This window comes from Paraburkholderia sp. LEh10 (assembly GCF_017814945.1).
In the GTDB taxonomy this organism is placed as follows: Bacteria; Pseudomonadota; Gammaproteobacteria; order Burkholderiales; family Burkholderiaceae; genus Paraburkholderia.
Genome location: NZ_JAGIPX010000073.1, coordinates 1 through 15,889, shown reverse-complemented (window position 1 = coordinate 15,889; position 15,889 = coordinate 1). Strand labels below are relative to the sequence as shown.

14 protein-coding genes and 1 pseudogene are annotated in these 15,889 nt (G+C 60.0%); 6 read left to right on the top strand and 9 right to left on the bottom strand.

Features of this window, described 5'->3' with window-relative positions; genetic code table 11:
* Window positions 1–24 precede the first annotated feature (24 nt).
* From J8I87_RS36685 to J8I87_RS36675, 3 genes are all read right to left on the bottom strand, one after another.
* A complete protein-coding gene (locus tag J8I87_RS36685) occupies window positions 25–2,751 on the bottom strand; it encodes an MGH1-like glycoside hydrolase domain-containing protein (protein WP_209937236.1) in 2,727 nt (908 codons plus the stop codon).
* Window positions 2,752–2,945: 194 nt separating this feature from the next.
* Entirely contained in the window at window positions 2,946–4,124 is a 1,179-nt protein-coding gene (locus J8I87_RS36680; protein WP_209937235.1) for a porin, read from the bottom strand.
* Window positions 4,125–4,345: 221 nt separating this feature from the next.
* Window positions 4,346–4,630, bottom strand: coding sequence for a hypothetical protein (locus tag J8I87_RS36675; protein WP_209937234.1), 285 nt, complete (start codon window positions 4,628–4,630; stop codon window positions 4,346–4,348).
* 185 nt (window positions 4,631–4,815) lie between these two features.
* On the opposite strand from J8I87_RS36675, the gene J8I87_RS36670 reads away from it, so the two are divergent.
* Window positions 4,816–5,739, top strand: coding sequence for a transporter (locus J8I87_RS36670; RefSeq protein ID WP_245254416.1), 924 nt, complete (start codon window positions 4,816–4,818; stop codon window positions 5,737–5,739).
* Window positions 5,740–5,855: 116 nt separating this feature from the next.
* Complete coding sequence (locus tag J8I87_RS36665; RefSeq protein ID WP_209937232.1) at window positions 5,856–6,617, top strand: DUF4239 domain-containing protein; 762 nt, start codon at window positions 5,856–5,858, stop codon at window positions 6,615–6,617.
* 104 nt (window positions 6,618–6,721) lie between these two features.
* Here J8I87_RS36665 and J8I87_RS36660 read toward each other — a convergent pair whose 3' ends face one another.
* Window positions 6,722–7,393 carry a membrane integrity-associated transporter subunit PqiC gene (locus tag J8I87_RS36660; protein WP_209937231.1) on the bottom strand — a complete coding sequence of 224 codons (672 nt, stop codon included), beginning with the start codon at window positions 7,391–7,393 and terminating at the stop codon, window positions 6,722–6,724.
* A 230-nt stretch (window positions 7,394–7,623) separates the two neighbouring features.
* On the opposite strand from J8I87_RS36660, the gene J8I87_RS36655 reads away from it, so the two are divergent.
* Together J8I87_RS36655 and J8I87_RS36650 are read left to right on the top strand one after the other, a co-directional pair.
* A complete protein-coding gene (locus tag J8I87_RS36655) occupies window positions 7,624–8,661 on the top strand; it encodes an amino acid ABC transporter substrate-binding protein (protein ID WP_209937230.1) in 1,038 nt (345 codons plus the stop codon).
* Window positions 8,662–8,677: 16 nt separating this feature from the next.
* Entirely contained in the window at window positions 8,678–10,018 is a 1,341-nt protein-coding gene (locus J8I87_RS36650; protein WP_209937229.1) for an SLC13 family permease, read from the top strand.
* Between the two features lie 154 nt (window positions 10,019–10,172).
* On the opposite strand, the gene J8I87_RS36645 is transcribed toward J8I87_RS36650, so the two are convergent.
* Complete coding sequence (locus tag J8I87_RS36645; protein WP_209937228.1) at window positions 10,173–11,138, bottom strand: GlxA family transcriptional regulator; 966 nt, start codon at window positions 11,136–11,138, stop codon at window positions 10,173–10,175.
* Between the two features lie 111 nt (window positions 11,139–11,249).
* On the opposite strand from J8I87_RS36645, the gene J8I87_RS36640 reads away from it, so the two are divergent.
* Window positions 11,250–11,537, top strand: a complete 288-nt coding sequence (locus J8I87_RS36640) for a hypothetical protein (RefSeq protein ID WP_209937227.1) — start codon at window positions 11,250–11,252, stop codon at window positions 11,535–11,537.
* An 87-nt stretch (window positions 11,538–11,624) separates the two neighbouring features.
* Here the strand turns inward: J8I87_RS36640 and J8I87_RS36635 are convergent, their stop codons facing one another.
* On the bottom strand, window positions 11,625–12,800 hold the full coding sequence (locus J8I87_RS36635) for a porin (protein ID WP_209937225.1): 1,176 nt from the start codon (window positions 12,798–12,800) through the stop codon (window positions 11,625–11,627).
* Window positions 12,801–13,133: 333 nt separating this feature from the next.
* Complete coding sequence (locus J8I87_RS36630) at window positions 13,134–14,447, bottom strand: NAD(P)/FAD-dependent oxidoreductase (protein WP_209937224.1); 1,314 nt, start codon at window positions 14,445–14,447, stop codon at window positions 13,134–13,136.
* 233 nt (window positions 14,448–14,680) lie between these two features.
* On the opposite strand from J8I87_RS36630, the gene J8I87_RS36625 reads away from it, so the two are divergent.
* On the top strand, window positions 14,681–15,430 hold the full coding sequence (locus J8I87_RS36625; protein WP_209937223.1) for an S-adenosyl-l-methionine hydroxide adenosyltransferase family protein: 750 nt from the start codon (window positions 14,681–14,683) through the stop codon (window positions 15,428–15,430).
* Here the strand turns inward: J8I87_RS36625 and J8I87_RS36620 are convergent.
* Together J8I87_RS36620 and sdhB are read right to left on the bottom strand one after the other, a co-directional pair.
* Complete coding sequence (locus J8I87_RS36620; RefSeq protein ID WP_209937222.1) at window positions 15,397–15,708, bottom strand: hypothetical protein; 312 nt, start codon at window positions 15,706–15,708, stop codon at window positions 15,397–15,399. The two genes, J8I87_RS36625 and J8I87_RS36620, sit on opposite strands and share 34 nt — an antisense overlap.
* Before the next feature lie 104 nt (window positions 15,709–15,812).
* A pseudogene (gene sdhB, locus J8I87_RS36615) lies at window positions 15,813–15,889 on the bottom strand (succinate dehydrogenase iron-sulfur subunit); the annotation flags it as partial.

Sequence of the window (15,889 nt, the reverse complement as noted above, 5' to 3'; positions counted from 1 at the left end):
AGCGCTTCAAACGAACGTTCTCCATCAATGGTCTCCGCCCACCTGTCGCCCCACGACGCCGGCCATGACGCGCCATCCGTCGCTTTGCAGGACGCTTTGAGCGTCGATACGCCCGAAGAGGTCCAAGAGAGGCGCGACCAGGCCCGTCCAGCCCGTCTGATGACTGGCACCAAGTCCCGCACCGTTGTCGCCGTGGAAATACTCGCAGAACAGGATCAGGTCACGCCAATGCGGGTCGTCCTGGAACTTGGCTGTTCCGCCGTAGACGGGGCGCCTTCCATGCACATCGCGCAGAAACGTACCCGTCAGGCGGCGGACGATCTCTTGCGCCACCTCGTACAGTGTCATGTGCGGCCCCGCTCCCGTCGGGCATTGAACCTTGAACTCATCACCGTAAAAGCCGTAGAGATTCATCAGCGCCCTGATAATCAGCAGATTCACCGGCATCCACACCGGACCGCGCCAGTTTGAGTTTCCGCCGAACATCCCTGTATTCGATTCTGCGGGCAGGTACTGCACCTTGTGATCCACTCCGCCGACATTGAGCACGTACGGATGGTCGAGATGATAACGAGAGAGCGAACGAATGCCGTGCGGTCCAAGGAATTCGTTCTCGTCAAGCAGATATCCAAGCACGCGCTCGAGTTTCCGCTTGTTCAGAATCGACAGAAGCCTGCGTTCCCGATGCCCGATGAAGCCCGCGTCCGTCGGGGCCACGTGGGCTAGCAGCTCCGGATAACGCTTTCGGAATTGCGCGATCAATGTCATCAGTTTCGGATAGCGCGTGACGGAATCTGCTTCGAACACCGTGGACGCGCACAGCGGCAGCAGCCCTACCATCGACCTTATCTTGAGGCGCATGGTCCCGCCGTCGGGAAGCCGCAGCAGATCATAAAAAAAGCCGTCCTGCTCGTCCCACATCTCATCCGCATGTTCGCCGCGCCGGTCCATCGCGTAGGCGATCCACATGAAATGCTGGACGAACCTGAAAGCGATCTCCTCGTACATCGGATCGTATTCCGTCAGGATGATCGCCATCTCCAGCATGCACTGGCAATAGAACGCCATCCATGCGGTGCCGTCGGCCTGCTCCAGCGATCCACCCATCGGCAGCTGCGCGCTGCGATCGAATACACCGATGTTGTCCAGCCCCAGAAAGCCACCTGCGAAGACATTTCGGCCTGACGGGTCCTTGCGATTCACCCACCAATTGAAATTCAGCATCAGCCCCTGAAACGAACGCTCCAGAAAGCGCGGATCGGCGCGCCCCAATGCTTTCCCGTACTTGTAGAGCCAGAGCGTGGCAGCGGCATGCACGGGCGGATTCACGTCACTGAAGTTCCACTCATAGGCCGGGATCTGGCCGCTCGGATGGACATACAAGATACGCAACATCAGCAGCAACTGCTCCTGTGCGAAATCGAAATCGACCAGCGCCAAAGAAATAGTGTGGAAAGCGAGATCCCAGGCCGCGTACCACGGATACTCCCACTTGTCCGGCATGGAGATCACGTCGGCATTCAACATGTGGAACCACTCCGTATTACGCACGTCGGGCCGCTCGCCTTCGAGCAGCGGATGGCTCCCATGCTCGCGCAGCCACAGTTCGAGATCGAAGTAGTAGTACTGCTTGCCCCACAACATACCCGCCAAAGCCTGACGGTGAACCCGTCGCTCGTCTTCCGTCAGCGACTTTGACGCAATGCGTTCGTAGAACTCGTCGGCATCGGCAATGCGTTCAATGAAGGTGTTTTCGAAAGCATCGAACGGATTGGGCTCGTTCACTGTCGTCAGGCGCAGCCGGATCGTCGCGCTGCCGCCGCCGGGTATGTCGCACACGTAATGCGCGGCTGCCTTGGTTCCCGTCCTCGCGGGATTCACGGCCTCGCGCTGCCCTGCAATGACGTAGTTGTGGAATGCATCCTTCACATAAGGCGATGCATTGGGGCGATTCCACAGACGCTGTGCGTTGCTTTCGTTTTCCGTAAAGAGCAATTCCGCCGCGCCTTCGCAATAGAGCCAGTAATCCCCCAGTTCATGATGCGTCGCGCGAATGACCCCTGGTCCCGCTTCGCACAGCGATGGCCTGCGGTCGTCGTGCCCCCACGACCATGTATTGCGAAACCAGAGGGTCGGCAGGATTTGCAGCCGCGCCGTGTCCCGTCCGCGGTTGTGCATGGAAATACGCACGAAGATGTCTTCGGGACCCGCCTTCGCGTATTCGACGAACACGTCAAAGTACCGGTCATCATCGAAGACGCCCGTATCGAGCAACTCGTACTCGAGTTCGTCCCGCGACCGCTTCCGGTTGTTCTCGATCAGGTCCCGGTACGGGTATTCGCGCTGCGGATACTTGTACAGATACTTCATGTACGAGTGCGTGGGCGTGCTGTCGACATAGAAGTAATACTCCTTCACGTCCTCGCCATGATTACCCTCGCTATTGGTCAGGCCGAAAAGACGCTCCTTCAGAATCGGGTCCCGCCCGTTCCACAGTGCAAGCGAAAAGCACAGTTGCTGCTGGTCGTCACACAGTCCACCGAGCCCGTCTTCTCCCCACCTGTAGGCGCGCGAGCGCGAATGATCGTGGGTGAAATAATTCCAGGCGTCGCCGTTTTCGCTGTAGTCCTCGCGGACCGTCCCCCACTGCCGCTCGCTGAGGTAGGGCCCCCATTTCTTCCACGGTACTTGCGCCGCACGGGTTTCGTTCAAGCGCCTTTGTTCTGCCACATCGACCATTACAGGACACATGTTTTGCCTCCGTAACGGCGCATGGATTCGATCTCAAGATGCGCAAAGACGCATCGTGATGTACAACCCGAAGCGGTCATGGCTATGCCCTGAGTTCGAACGGATGTGATCGGCGAGCAGAGCGGAGAGATCGCGCCCTGGAGAGACGGAACACCCAGGATTCCACTTTGCTCGCAAGCCCAGCGCGGCTCGCCTTAGAAACGGTGACGCAGGCCGACGGTCGCTTCGACCTGATTGTTCGTGGAAGACGGCGCGCTCACGCCGTTGATCCAGGCGACGCCCAGTGGAGAGTTGCTGCTCGCACTCAGCCCTTGCCAGGTTCCTTGTATGTACACGTCCGTTCGCCGCGAGAAACTGTAGTCTGCCATCGCGCTGACCTGATTCCAGTGCGGACTGCCGCTACCTGCGTTTCCACCCGCACGGGAGTACGTGTAGGCGGCCGACAGCTCGACTACCGGGTTCAGCGCATATCGGAAGTTGCCTTCGAAGTTCTGGAAGTGCGTGCTAAAGCCAGTCTGGAACAGTTCAGTCAGATTGGTCTGCGTGTAGACGAAGCCTGCAACAGCCGGGCCGAACGTGTAATTCACGCCCGCGCCCCAGGTTTGCTGGCGGGCGGCGAGTGCGCCTAACGGAACTGCCGTTGGCGACAGCAGTCCCTGGAGCGAAGAGCCCGTCGTATCCGTCACTGCGCCGCCTGTGTTGACCTGGCCTGGTGTCCTGGCAGCGCCATTCAGATGCAGATAGCCCGCCCCAAAGTTCAGGGGCCCCCAGACGTATGACATGCCCACACTCCAGGCCCGGTTGTTTGCAAAGCCACCGGCCTGATTCGAGAAGCCATACAGCCCGCCAATCTTGAATCCGTAATATTCCGGACTCTGATACTTGACCGAGTTGTTGATCTGGAACGAGTCGTTCAGGTTGTCGACATCAAATGGATGGGCGAAGTGCACACCGCCATACTCTGTTCCCGTCAGTGAAAGCGGCGCCACGAAGTCGACCATGTCATCCGTCTGGCGGCCGAATGTGAGCGTGCCATATTCGCGGGCGCTCAGGCCAACCAAAGCCTGACGGTTAAAGAGACGGTTGTTCGACGACAGTTGCCCATTGTTCACGTTAAAGCCATTTTCGAGGATGAAGATGGCCTTCAAACCGCCGCCCAGATCTTCGGCGCCACGCAGTCCCCAGCGGCTGTACTGCACTGAGCCACTGGTCATCTGCCAGTTGCTATGGCCGCCCGAACCCGTTCCGGAGATCTGGCTATTCGTATAGGTCAGCCCCGCGTCGATCAGGCCATACAACGTCACACTGCTCTGCCCATGCGCTGTCCCCGTCAGGGTGACGAGCGCAGCGCCGGCTAAAATGCGTTTTTTCATGCGTTTGCTCCAGCTAATATCGAACGACGGATACTTCTGGAATGCTTCACACAGAGCGTGCCGAATCTGGCTGCGAGCATCTCGCCAAAAAAGTATAGGCGTTTCTGCCAGGACGCGGGGCAGGCGCGATTGCAGCGTGATCTGGCTCCTGCCGTTATTTCCGTCATCCGGGACCACTGTCGATGCCCGTCAACACGACGGCGGTGACAGCGCGAGCGCCGTCAGTTGCAGCCGTGACTATTCGCGCTCCGGTAACACGTAGTCCCTCCAGGACCCTTCGCCACCCCTTTGCCGTTCATCGTCTTCGCCTCGCCGCCGCGATTGGTCTGGGTCGTGTGCACCCCGTTCTGATTCGTCTGGGACGTCCAGGCCGTGCCGGTGTTCCGGTTATAACCACCCGCTGCCTGCCCGTTGCCGCATACGGTTTCACCCCGTGAATTCGTCGCGCATTCCGCAAATGCGTTCGAGGTCATGATCAGGCACACCAGTATCACCGAGGTCTTCATCGTTTTCTCCTGAAGTGCGTTAGTTCATCCGGCACAAATGGCCAACTATCAGTGTAGGTCTAATGTCGCTTCCCGCATTGCTTTGGGACACCGATTCAGATATCCACTGTACGTGGCCACCCCTTCCGCAGCCACGGAGCGAAACGATGACCATTGCCGTGCGCTTATGACGGGAGCAACTGACAATGAGCCGTCTTACGTCCTGGTGTGCGTTACTGCATGGCACTTTCGTCGCGCTCGTGCTATTGGGAGCCAGCGCGTCTGCACAGGAGCTGGAGCCTCGAACCTACTCAGCGGCTCCCGTTGGTACCAATTTCGTCGTTTTCAGCTATGCGTATCTGACTGGCAATGTCCTGACGGACCCATCGCTGCCCGTCACCAACGTTCAAGCCCGCATCAATAGTTTCTCGCTCGGGTATGAGCACACATTCGGCCTGGCTGGACATACCGCATCAGTGGCTTTTGGCATCCCGTTTTCGCGCGGCACGCTCAGCGGCAATGTGTCGGATGTCCCCGCCGAGGTGTACCGGGCCGGCATCGGTGATCTGCGCGTGCGCTTTGCATTCAACCTCGTGGGCGGTCCGGCGCTGTCTCCAGAGGAATTCGCACGCCGCACGCCTACCGGCTCGCTTGGCGTCAGCCTGACAGTGTCTGCGCCGACGGGGCAATACGTTCCGTCGCGGCTCGTCAACGTCGGCACGAACCGCTGGGCTTTCAAACCGGAAATCGGCATCTCGCAACCTGTCGGGAACTGGTTCGTCGAGGCCACGGCTGGCACCTGGTTCTTCACCACCAACAATAGTTTCTTCCACGGAAACGAACGCAGTGAGGATCCGCTTCTTACGTTTCAGTTGCATGGTGGATACGGGTTCGGCCCGGGGAGGTGGATCGCCGCCGACATAGGTTATGCAGTTGGCGGCGGAACCAGTCTGAACGGCGTTCCTGGTCATGACAGGCAGTCCAACATGCGCTACGGACTGACCTTTTCTGTACCACTCGCGCGCAACTGGTCCGCGAAACTGGCACTATCAAATGGGTTCGTTACGCGCGCGGGCGGAAATTACAAGGAGATCGCCTTCGCGCTGCAGTACCACTGGTTCAATCACTAGCCTCGTTACTTTTCATTAGCAACTTTACGAATGCTCTTTGATGATTGCCGTATGTGCTTACCTGCAATGCACCATCAAGCGTTGCATGCCGACACGACGCAATGGAGGACTGAACGATGCACCATCTGAGCGTCGCCCTGATCATATTCGTCTGCATTTTTTTCAGCGCACTGCTCGGTCTGTATTTGCGAACCCTGCTGCCGCGTCATCATCTCGACGACGACTCGATTGGCGTCGTCAAACTGGCGACGGGTCTAATTGCCACGATGGCCGCGCTGGTGCTTGGCTTGCTGATTTCTTCAGCGAAGAGTTCATTCGACACGGTGAACGCGAGCGTGACACGCGATGCCGCCAATGTGATCCTGCTCGACCGTATGTTGGCGCAGTATGGGCCGCAGACGCAGGAAATCCGGGGCATGCTAAAGCAGCTCGTAACCGGGGCGGTTCAACAGGTCGCTTCAGGCGATCCTGCGCAACTGGCCAGATTGCACAGTCCCGAGGCGCTTGAGCGCGTGGAAAATCTTGAGCGCAAGCTCGAGGGTCTTTCGCCGCAAAACGACCTGCAGCGACGGTTGCAGGCGCGCGCGATCGAAGTCGCCGACAACGCGCTGGCCATACGCGAACTCGGCCTGCTGCAGGCAGTCGGATCAACACCCACTGCGCTCCTGGTCACCCTCGTGCTGTGGCTATGTATTATCTTCGGCGCGTTTGGTCTGTTCACGCCAGTGAATGCGACAGTCACCATCGCATTGTTTCTGGGCGCGCTTTGCACGTCCATTGCGATTTTCCTGATTCTGGAAATGAATACGCCGCTCGACGGGATGGTGACAGTATCGCTGCTACCAATGCACGAGGCGCTTGCTGTGCTTGGTCATTAGCGACGAAATGGATCGATCATGAAGATCCGCGCGCTCGGATCTGTCTAGTTCACACGTTCCGGGCGGAAAACAATTCCGTTCGGGGCCACGTTTTAGATCACGCTTCATTTGTCCCGTACGGCGTGCATTGCATAACCGTACCGGTTACCACCGGGATCTTTCGCATTGAAAGTCGGGCCGACTGCATGCGGCTTCTTTTGAATCGCCGACATGATTGCGTCTGCCATGTCGCCGCTGACAGCCGCGAGCGCGCGGCTCTGTGCATTGACGAGCGCGTCGTAGCCATCGCTGTCGACCCGCCGAAGCACAACGGATTTTCCGTTGAGCACGTGCGTGGAATCTGGTGTGAGTATTGACCAGACAACGGCAAGCATTGCGCCCTTCCCGGGCGTTGCATCGAACATCCGTACGGTGATGGCGAGTCGGATTGTCGGCCTGTCAGTCGACTGCGAAGTGGCATAGACACGAGCATCGCGAAAGAGCCGCGCCAGATCTACCGCCATCACGTTCCCGATCTGGCTTTTCAAAGGCTCGCTCCACCGGGCGGCCTCCACGATCCGAACCTGTGACTCGTTGATACGAACGACGAGCTGGGGCCGGTCGACTTCTTCCGGAACGGCAACATAATCGACGACGACCGCAAGCGGAACGCCAAGGTCCAGATCCTGGCCCGATTGCTCGATGTTCAGCGTATAGACGCTTCCGGAAGGCGTGTTTGCACACGCGCCTGTCAATAACAACGGTATTGCAACAAGAAACCAGCAACAGCACTTCACTTTTCGACTCCATCCCCGCGCCGCTCGGAAGGCGCGTCAAATCCGGCGAACTTCCAACACGCCAGGCACCGGTCGCACGTCGACAATCAAGCATATTCCGGTCCTGAATTGGGCTACATTTCTCTATGCAAACAGGTGGCGCGCGAATCAGGGAATAACGGGTGAACGCGGGAGTCCGACGTTTGCACTGAATCGAATCAGGAAGTGAAACGACAATTCGGGGAAAACTCATGACAGCGGCAAGTCGGATCATCGGCGCAATACTGCTTGGCGTATTGCTCGCGTTGACAGGTGTTCCTTTGGGTGCGAAAGCCGCGGACGGTGAGACGCTGGTCAATGTGAAGGCGCGCGGCGTGCTGCGCTGTGGGGTCAGCGAGAACATTGCCGGCTTCTCTTCCCAGGACGCCGCCGGACGATGGACGGGTATCGATGTCGATTTCTGCCGCGCGTTGGCCGCGGCGGCGCTTGGCGACGCGAACAAGGCCGAGTTTGTCCCGCTCAAGGCGTCTGCGCGATTTCCGGCGCTACAGACGCGCCGCATCGATGTGCTCTCCCGCAATACGACCTGGACGTTGCTTCGCGAAGGCGCACTCAAGGTACAGTTCGCCGGCGTGCTGTTCTACGACAGCGAGGCGTTCATGGTTCCGGACAAGGATAGACAACAGTCGCTTGCGTCGCTCAAAGGGGCCACCGTATGCGTGCAGAAGGACACGTCCACCCTCGATCATCTGCTCGCTTATTCGACGGCGAACGGATTGAACATCAAGCCGCTCGTGATGGATTCCGCGACCGAGTCGGGCCGCGCATTCTTCTCGGGCCGCTGCGCTGCATACACGGCGGACTCGTCTTACCTGAATGCACTGCGCCTGCGCGCGCCAGGCGGCGCAGCAGCGTTCTCGATTCTGCCCGAGAGGATCTCGAAAGAGCCGCTCGGACCTGTCGTGCGCGGTGGCGATGACCCGTGGCTAACTCTCGTGCGATGGGTGCTCCTGACGCTGATAGCAGCCGAAGAAATCGGCGTGACGCGGGACAACCTTCAGGCCCGCATGCGTGATCCCGCCGTCGAGCAGGCGCTTGTACCAGACGACGTGGTCACCCGCGCGATCGGCGTCGAACCGGGGTGGACGCTACGGGCCTTGCAGAGCGCGGGCAACTATGGAGAGATGTTCGACCGCAACGTCGGCGCGCACAGTCCGCTTCGCCTGGAGCGCGGGATCAACAGCTTGTGGACGCATGGCGGCCTGATGTACGCGCCGCCGGTTAGATAAGTTATGCGAGGACGGCATGAGCGAGCTACAGGTCTATATCGTCGTCGGGGTATTCTCGGCCGTTATCCTCGCGATCGCTTTCAACGTGATCGACATGGCCGTGGCGGCGCTGGTCGGCATGTGCGCATTGATCGCACTGAGCATTCTCGGCGAGCAGGATCTTCTGGCCGCCGCCCGAACTTCGGCGGGCCCGATCAGCCTGCTGTTCGGCGGCATGGTGGTTGCACGCATCCTGTCGACCACGGGCATCTTCGACCTCATCGGCGACCTGTACCTGCGGGCGACGGGCGGCAGCGGCAGACGTTTTCTGCTGCTCCTGATCGTCATCGTGGCGCCCTTATGTGCGCTGTTGCCGAATGCAACAACGGTGATCCTGCTGGCGCCCATCATCATCCGGGTGGCCGTGGCGCTCGAAGTGGACATCGTGCCGCCGATGATATTGACGGCGATCGTCAGTAATGCAGCCGGGCTGCTGACGCTGGTGGGCGATCCGGCCACGTTCCTCGTCGGCAGTTCGATTGGCATGACGTTTGGGGAGTATCTGAAGCGCGTGAGTGCAGGCGGCCTTCTCGCGCTGGTTGTCGTGGTGCCGTTGCTGCCGGTCCTGATGCGAGACATCTGGCGGGTACGGCGGCCCTTGCCGCCGGCCGGACACGATGCGCGGATCACAAGACCGGTGTACGCCGCTCTTTCGCTCGCGGTGCTGGCGGCCATGATGGTGCTGTTCGTGTTCGGCGAAAATCTGCCCACGCGCATCGTCCCGCCCGTGGTCGCGCTGATCGCCAGTGCGCTGGCGCTGCTCGTCGGCTATGCGGCGAGGATCGAGCCGACCGAGAATGTGCTGCGCGACGTCGACTGGAAGACCCTGCTGTTCCTCGCATGCATCTTCTGCCTGGTTCAGGCAATGACGGGGACAGGTCTTCTTCAGCTCATGTCGCTCAAGCTCTATCAGTTGTTCGGAACGCGGCTGTCGCTTGTCGCGCTGGCGATGATTGCGGGGATCGGCGTGCTCTCGTCGCTGCTTGCCAATGTTCCCGTAGCGGCCGCGTCCATTGTGATGGTCAAGGGATACCTGGTAGCGGCGGAGTTCGTGCCCGATGTCGCCATGTCAGACCAGTTCACGCAATGGCCGGCAGCTACGATTCCGGTGTTCGTCGGCATGATGTTCGGCGCGACGCTCGGCGGCAATGCCACGCTAGTCGGAGCCGCGGCAAACATCGTATCGGCAGGTATCTGCGCCCGCGCAGGCAAGCCCGTCACCTTTGCCCGCTTCCTCCGCTACGGACTGCCCGTCACGATCGCACAGCTCGCAGTTTCGGCCGTCTACGTGCTCGTGCTTGCGCATCTCATGCGGTAAAGCCGGCGGCATTGGGACGATAGTTGCGGCTTCGGAAACGTTACGAGAACTCGTCTGATAAGTGATCCGCGCCCGCATTGCGGCGGGCCGCCGATAGCTGCACGCCGCCAATCAGGCCGGCTTGCGAGACGCTTATTGGAAGCTCGCGGCCCCGTCACCGAAGATCCGCGCGAAGATCACGCACACCCCGGCCCAGACGTTGGCGCAGGAGCGTGCGCAACGTGGCGCCGTCCGCGTATCCGACCTCGGCTGCGATCGCATCGACGTCGAGTCCGCTGCCGTGCAGAAGCGACTGCGCACGTTCGACGCGAAGGTCCTGAAAGTAGGCAAGCGGAGATTTGCCGAGCACCTCCTGGCACCGGCGTTGCAAGGAGCGTGGACTCGTCGCGAGCGCGCCGGCGGCTTCCTGCAAAGAGAACCCCGTCTTGAGATGGCTTCGCGACCATTGCTCGAATCGCTCAATGAGAGGATCGGCCTGCGCCAGATGATTGGGGATGATGTAAGGTGCTTGCAGACTTCGGATATCGGCAAGCAGATAACGTGAAACCACGGTTGCCAGTTCGGGGCTCGTCTTGCGAATCAACCAGAGCGCAAGATCGAGATGCCCCATCGCTGCGCCAGCCGTCACACCCACGTCCGTTGCGACGAGCATGCGGGTTTCGTCGAGCAGAACGTTCGGGTAGCGCTGGCGAAACAGCGGAGCAAGCGACCAGGTCGTCGTCGCCTCCCGGTGATCGAGAAGACCGGCCTCTGCCAGAAGGAAAGTCCCAATGCACGACGCGCCGATGAGCGCACCTTGAGCATGCCAATTGAGCAACTCGGCCTTGGCCTGATTGACATCCGATCGTTCAAGCGCGGGCAGCAACAGATCCGGCGTCGTCGCGTTCAACGCAGGCACGACCACCCAGTCGGGCTTCAGATCCGGCGTTATGGGTTGCACGGGTAGGGTGAACCCCTGGCCTGAACGGACCCTCTTGCGCACGCCGACGATCGACACGTCGAAACGAGGCGTTCCTCCCGCCGTTCGAGCCGCAAGACCATTGGCGGCTTTCAGGGCGTCGAGCGTAACGGCGAGTCCGGTATCGAACAGGCCTTCCAGAGCGAGTACACAGATGCGCATGGCGTAAACGGCTTCAAAGTTGTCATTTACGACGATATCGCTTTTTGGGTCGGAAAGCTACAGTGATCCCCGTTGCATGTTGCAACGAGGATTGCCCCAAGGAGATTACTCATGAAGGTTTTCGCTGTCGGAACGATCATCAAGCCGCTCACGCCGGAACAGCAGCAGCAGATCATGCCGAAGGAAGTTCCAGATACACTTCAGCTCTATCTCGACGGAAAGATCGAACAGTTCTGGTTTCGCCAGGACCGTCCCGGCGTGATCTTTCTCATGCAGGTGGAGTCCGTCGACGAGGCCAAAGCGGCAGTGGACAAACTCCCGCTGACCGAACGCGGTTTGATGTCATTCGAACTGACGCCCGTCGGGCCGCTCGCGCCGCTGGCCCGGCTGATCCATTAACCGGAAAGGCACCGTCGACGTTACGGGTCGCACAGGTATCCATCGTCGGTGCCATTGAGCAACGGGCAGTTGCAATAGAGCCTCGCTTTAGAACATCTTGCGAAGACCGATTGCCACGCCGAGCTGGTTGGTGCGGCCAATCGTGTTGGTCGGCACACCGGCGGAATTAACTCCCCCTGGATAGTCGGCGGCGAAGGCACCTGTGCCGCGCGCCCAATCCGTGATCGCATAGACTTCCGACTGTCTCGAGAACGAGTATTCGGCAAGAATGGTGGCCGACTGGTTCACCCCCGTGCCGAGCGAGCCGTCGAGCCGCTGGGCATTGCGCGCGTGCCCGTAGTAATAGGCGAACGTGAACAGCAGTGGAGGGATGGCTTTCCAGTTTGCGCCGACATAAAAGGTGTCGTCGATCCGGTTGGGGCTGGCACCCGGCAGTTTCGGCGAACCGGCTTGCTGCATGTTGCCGTCGGTCAAACCAGTCTGGTCCTGCGCGTGCAGCCAGCCCGCCAGCAGGCGGACCTCGTGAGTGACCTGATACGCGCTGCTGATGTGCAGGAAGGTGTTCTTCGCGCCATTGATCGTGCTGCCGACACTGCTGCCCACCGACGAGCCAGGCGCAGATGTCGGCACCGAGACCTGCTGGTAGCCTGCGTTGAGCATCGCAGGGCCGAGCGTGTACGTCAGTTCCACAGCATAGGTGGAGCCGATACCGAGTGCCCCCGCCTGATTGCTGAAGCCGTAAAGGGCATCGATTGCCAGGTTATAAAAGGTGCCCTTGTACTTGACCGCGTTGTTGACTTCAAGGTAATTGCCGATGCCGTTATATGGCCAACTGTTTTGCCAGTAGTTGCCGACCGTCAACGGGTCGAAGATGTCGCCCAAGGTATCGTACGCGGGTGCGTATTGCCTGCCGAAAGTCAGTGCGCCCCACTTGTCGTTCGACAGGCCTACGTAAGCCTGTCGACTGAACAATGTGTCGGGAACGTGGAGTTGACCGTCGAAGGCTTCAAAGCCGTTTTCGAGGTGAAAGACCGCGGACCAGCCGCCCCCCAGGTCCTCGCTACCCTTCAAGCCCCAGCGGCTGTGGGTTTCCGGGCCGGACGTCATGGCGACCTGGTCACTGCCGCCCGGACCCGCATTCGTCTGGTATCGGACGGCTTCATCGACGATGCCGTACAGCGTGACCGAGCTTTGTGCAAATGCCGTCGAGGCGGCGGCGGCGAAAAGTGCGCAAGCGGCACTGGTAATGACGATTTTGTTCATTAGCGATCCATATTAATCTGCAGGCTGACTGGATCAATACTTCCGCGGAATCGAACAACAAGACGGTGAACGGCAGAATAGCCCGCCATAACATTGGCGCATAGCGATTTGTCATGGGGTGTTGTTTATTTGCTGTGCGATGAAGATGTGCAAGCCGCCTTGTCATTGCGGCTTTTAGCACAATGCGTTGTCAATTCGAAAGGCGGCCACGAATAGTCTTCTCGTATTCCTTTTTTTGAAAAGCGGCGAGACGTCATTCATAGTCGCGAATCCGGGACGGTGCGATTTCTGGGGACGTCATTTATCATTCTCCTGGCAGAGTGTGCGCATCGATTAGACGGCCGCCTCGGGCTGTGCAGTAAGCGCCGACGGGCGCCGCAGGTTCACCCACGCGGCGCGCAGCAGGAATGGCGGAGAAAGAAAATTCGCCGGACCGATCAGCCGCGCTCCGAACGCATGCAGATGCCGCGAAGCCTCGATGTCCTTCGCGGCAGCGGAGAACACGAGTTTTTCAAGCGCGTTGAAGCCACGCCGGCGTGCAAAGTCGAGAATGAAGAAGCGATGCCCGGCGAGTTGCCGCGCTACCCATTTACCGTAGTGTCTGAGCGCCGCTTCAGTGGACGCCCCGTCCCGCAGCGCAGGAGCAAGAATATCCACCAGCCATTCGGCCGTCTGAAAAGCGAAGCCGCAACCGACGCCCCAAAGAGGATCGAGGCTCATCAACGCATCACCGACGAAGGCAATGTTGTGCGTGGCAGCGGGCCGCCACAGATTCGGATAGTCCTTCACCAGCAACGCGTTGCCAATCGGCTGTGCCGAGGCAAGATCGGGGGCATCGGGAAACGTGGCCATGCTGTGTTCGAGTGCGGCGCCCGGTGCGTCGCGAAAGCCTTCGAGCCGGTCTTTTGTCGCGATGTAGGCGATGACCGTCACGCCGTCGTCATTGGGAAACACGTATCCCACTTCCGGCCCCCGAAACCACATCTGCGAGCACGTTCCCCGGCGAAGGCCCACGTTACGATAAGCCTGCAAAGCGCCGAAGCGCGAATTTTCGGCTGATCTGACCTTGATGCCGGCGAGCGACGCCAGTGGAGAACTTCGACCGTCCGCGCCGACGATCAGAGAAGCACACAATTGCCCCATACGACGTCCACCGAGTTCGATGCTGTAGGCAAGCCCAGGCTTCTGCACGAGCGCCCGCACGCAACAGCCAGAGAACAGCGTGACGCCTCGCGTATTCGCCGCCAGATTGCGCAATAGCGGATCGAGCGTGCGACGCTGAACGTTGTACCCGAATGCAGGATTGCCGTCCGTGTCGAGCGGCGCGATGTCGCCCGTCCAGCCGTAGCGTGTCCAGATATCGACGCCGTTACGCAAACCGCCCGACGCCTCGATCAGTCGATCGAGTCCAAGGCGCCGCAACACGGGTGTCGCCGACGCCTGAATGAAGTGGGTACATAGCTGCTTGAATGCGGAAGGGTTGTCGTGGTGCTCCACGAGCGCGACCTTGAAACCTTCCAGCGCGAACAGTCGCGCAGCAGTGCAGCCTGCGAGGCTCGCGCCAATGACGACGACGTCGAAACGGTCGTCCGTTCGCGATTCGCTCAAGGCGAGGGGACGGGATTCACGATGCGCGACGGCGTCCATCTGCAAACCTCCATGGCGAGCGTCGTGCAGCGCAACCGCCTCGAGATGATGCGAACCAGTATAGGACGAGGCCACCCACGTCGAGGAAATCCTATGCCGCGAATCCGGCGTTCTACAATCGGAACCTGTTGCGCGTGTCGACGAACATGCGACATGAGCCTCGCGGCGACTCGGCCATCGCGCTGCGCGGAGCCCATTCACGAAGCAGAACAGAACTGCAAGGAGGCCATGCGATGATCGCACTCTTCACTGACTTCGGAGCCGACGATATCTATGTCGGACAGTTGAAGGTCGCGTTGCTGCGGCATGCAGCACCCGGCACCTCGATCATCGACGTGCTGCACACTGCCCCGAACTACGATGCGCAGGCGGGCGCGCATCTGCTCGCCGCGCTTGCCCGTTGGTATCCAGCAGATTGTGTCTTGCTGGCCGTCGTCGATCCCGGCGTGGGTAGCGAGCGAGACGCGGTGGTGGTGCAAGCCGACGAGCAGTGGTTCGTCGGACCGGACAACGGACTGCTCTCAGTCGTGGCGGCGCGTGCGGGGCGTGCCCGGACCTGGCGGATTAAATGGCGCCCCACTACGCTCTCGGCGTCATTCCACGGTCGCGACCTGTTCGCGCCGATGGCGGCATGGGTCAGCCGTGGCGAACTGTCTCCCGACAAGCTCGAGGAAACCACGGGATTGCGCGTGCAACTGGACGCGGGCGATCTCGCCGAGATCATTTACATCGATCACTATGGCAATGCACTGACGGGGCTGCGCGCAGCAGCCGTGCCCGAGAGCGCCAGGCTGAGCATCGCGGGTGCGGATGTCGAACATGCCCGGGTCTTCGCCGACGTACAGCCCGGTCGAGCCTTCTGGTACGAAAACTCGATCGGGCTCGTCGAGATTGCCGTGAATCGCGGCAGCGCCGAGAAGCTGCTTGGCGTGCGTATCGGAGATTCTGTTCAGGTTGGCGGGGAGCGCCGCGCAAACAAATGAATTGATAAAACATTACGGTTAACCAACACGCGCAATCTCATGCCGTCTCGGACGACCCGCACAAAGCCGATCTGGAATGGAATGCCGGAATGACCGACGAACATCGCTAGCATAAGGGGCTGTCGCCGCTCGTACGTCTGAATGTCGTTCACGAGCGGCGGACATTCGCGGACATCCGATTTCGTGACCTTCGATAAAGCCATCGCGCAGACGGGCGCGACCGTGCGTGCAAATGTGTCGGTGACGAATACCTCGCCGCCGACACCGTAGACAGCCACCTACTTCCACCCGCCTGCAAGGCAGTCACATCGTTGTCAGGTACCGCAACGACCTCGATGAGACTTGTCCATTGCACAGACGCGCGCGGTGTACGGGGCCGGACTCAGACAGCCCGGCGCACCATCAATTCCTTGATCTTGCCGATCGCCTTGGTCGGATTGAGGCCCTTCGGGCACACGT